Consider the following 1,763-nt stretch of genomic DNA (forward strand, 5'->3'; position numbering starts at 1 on the left):
CCCTTGGCGTCAAGGGATCACGCGTGGCGCCATCACCGAAGCATCGCTACGTCAAGCCAGATCCAATGCTCGCGGCACTCGCCGACAGCCAGGCAAAACCATGGCCGATCGCCAATCAATCGTAGAGATTATACTTTGCCCAGTCGGCTTCCGGAATCTCGTCGCCGATCCGGTAGCGGAGTTGCAAGACTTCCATATGGTCCGGCCCGGTCTGGCACTTGAATTTCAGCCTGTACCACTGCCCCTTGCTGCGAAACGCAGCACCCGGGCTCTTGATTGCATCGGCGCCCATCTCGGGCGTGGCAAAGGCGTAGGCGACGACGCGATCGGCTTTGAACTTGCGATCGTCATGGGTGATGCGGTCGAGCACTTCGGCGTCGCAACGCTGTTCAAGGCGAGTTTGGGGATCGAGTTTCATCAGTCCGGCGCGCAATGCATTGTCCATTGCGCTGGCTGGAAAACTCAGTGTCACTGACGCCAAGGCGGTCATGCAGAGCTTCTTCATGGGCGGGACAAGCAACATATTTTGTCGGAGAAATCAACCGAGCGGACCGCCTCGGACGCTGCGGGAATCTTCAATCATATGGCTGCTGCGTTCAAAATTGCGTGTCGGGATTCGTCGTGCGATGCCTGCGGCCAACGGATCAAAGAGGCACGGCCGGCATCGGTAAGATCGTAGAGGCCGCGGTCGACGCGCGCGAACCAGCCATAGACATTGTGCTGCAGGATCTTGGGCGCGATCGGCGTCACCGCCTTCAGATCTCGCGGCCGCCTGGGGCCATCCACCATGGCGGCAGCGCAGGCGAGGGCGCTTTGGCGATAGGCGGTCATGATCGGATTGCGCGATCCTCCTCCGGCAACGGGATCGCCGCGACGGCGCTGGTGCTCATCGACCAGGCGGGAGCGCCGGCGGGCATTTTTGCGCGGCGCCAGCGCGATCGGGCTGAGAAGCACCTCGACCCGGTCCGTCGCGGTCACGCCAAGCAAGCCGAAGCCAAGCCGGCGGCAGAGATTGCGGAACCTGGCATCGCTTTCGCGTCCCTTGCCGCGAGCCGACATGCGCGCGGCCAGCCACACCTCGTCACAGGCCGCCGCACGATCGACACCTTGCAGCACCAGTTCGAGATTGAACTGCAGCTTCAACTCGCAGATGACGACAACCGGCGGCTCCCCCTCGCGCAACGCAACAACATCGCAGCCGTCGATCTCGCCTTTGACGACAAAGTCGAGGCTTTCGAGGAACCGCTTCACCGGCGCATAGAGTGAGGTCTCGTTCATGGCGCAAGGTTTAGCCGATTCGAGGCGAAAAGCCTTCCGGTGGTTCGGCGTCCTGCGGCTCGAAAGGGGACCGGTGTGGATACCGCAACGCCGGGCCAGCCGTCAGGCTTCGGCGTTCGGCACCGCCCGGTTCGGCAGCTTCCTGCGGCGCAGGAGCGGATAGCCGATCTGGCCGAAATAGGTGGAAGGGATCGGATCGTCGACGCCGTACTTGTCCGGCACCTTGTCACCGGTGGGATTGTAGGTGCCGAACAGCACGTCGAGGAAAGGCAACTGCCCGGCGAAGTTCTTGTCATAGGCTTCGCGCTGGTTGGCATGGTGCCAGCGATGGAACTGCGGGCTGGCGATCAGCCACTTCAAGGGGCCGAACGGAATCCGCACGTTTGAATGCACAAGCAGCGTATGTCCAAGGTAGAGAGTCGAAAAGACGGCGATCGACGCTTCCGAGAAGCCGAGGAAAAAGATCGGCGTCAGCGATATTGCCT

3 protein-coding genes are annotated in these 1,763 nt (G+C 61.8%); all 3 read right to left on the reverse strand.

What is annotated here, in order from left to right; all coding sequences use genetic code 11:
* Nucleotides 1–115: 115 nt before the first annotated feature.
* Entirely contained in the window at nucleotides 116–523 is a 408-nt protein-coding gene (locus EN879_RS34635; RefSeq protein ID WP_032808257.1) for a DUF930 domain-containing protein, read from the reverse strand.
* A gap of 56 nt (nucleotides 524–579) precedes the next feature.
* The gene (locus tag EN879_RS34640; protein ID WP_063168008.1) at nucleotides 580–1,278 is read right to left on the reverse strand and encodes a DUF2161 domain-containing phosphodiesterase; all 699 of its coding nucleotides are present in this window, start codon (nucleotides 1,276–1,278) and stop codon (nucleotides 580–582) included.
* Nucleotides 1,279–1,380: 102 nt separating this feature from the next.
* Nucleotides 1,381–1,763, reverse strand: a 383-nt coding sequence (locus EN879_RS34645) for a sterol desaturase family protein (RefSeq protein ID WP_164774786.1), incomplete at its 5' end; no start/stop codon positions are given.

Origin of the sequence: Mesorhizobium sp. M7A.F.Ca.AU.002.02.1.1 (genome assembly GCF_003998535.1) — a bacterium.
GTDB lineage: Bacteria > Pseudomonadota > Alphaproteobacteria > Rhizobiales > Rhizobiaceae > Mesorhizobium > Mesorhizobium ciceri.

Coding starts and splice junctions, on each gene's coding strand:
- EN879_RS34635 (WP_032808257.1), bottom strand. CDS start 523: ATGTTGCTTGTCCCGCCCATGAAGAAGCTCTGCATGACCGCCTTGGCG.
- EN879_RS34640 (WP_063168008.1), bottom strand. CDS start 1,278: ATGAACGAGACCTCACTCTATGCGCCGGTGAAGCGGTTCCTCGAAAGC.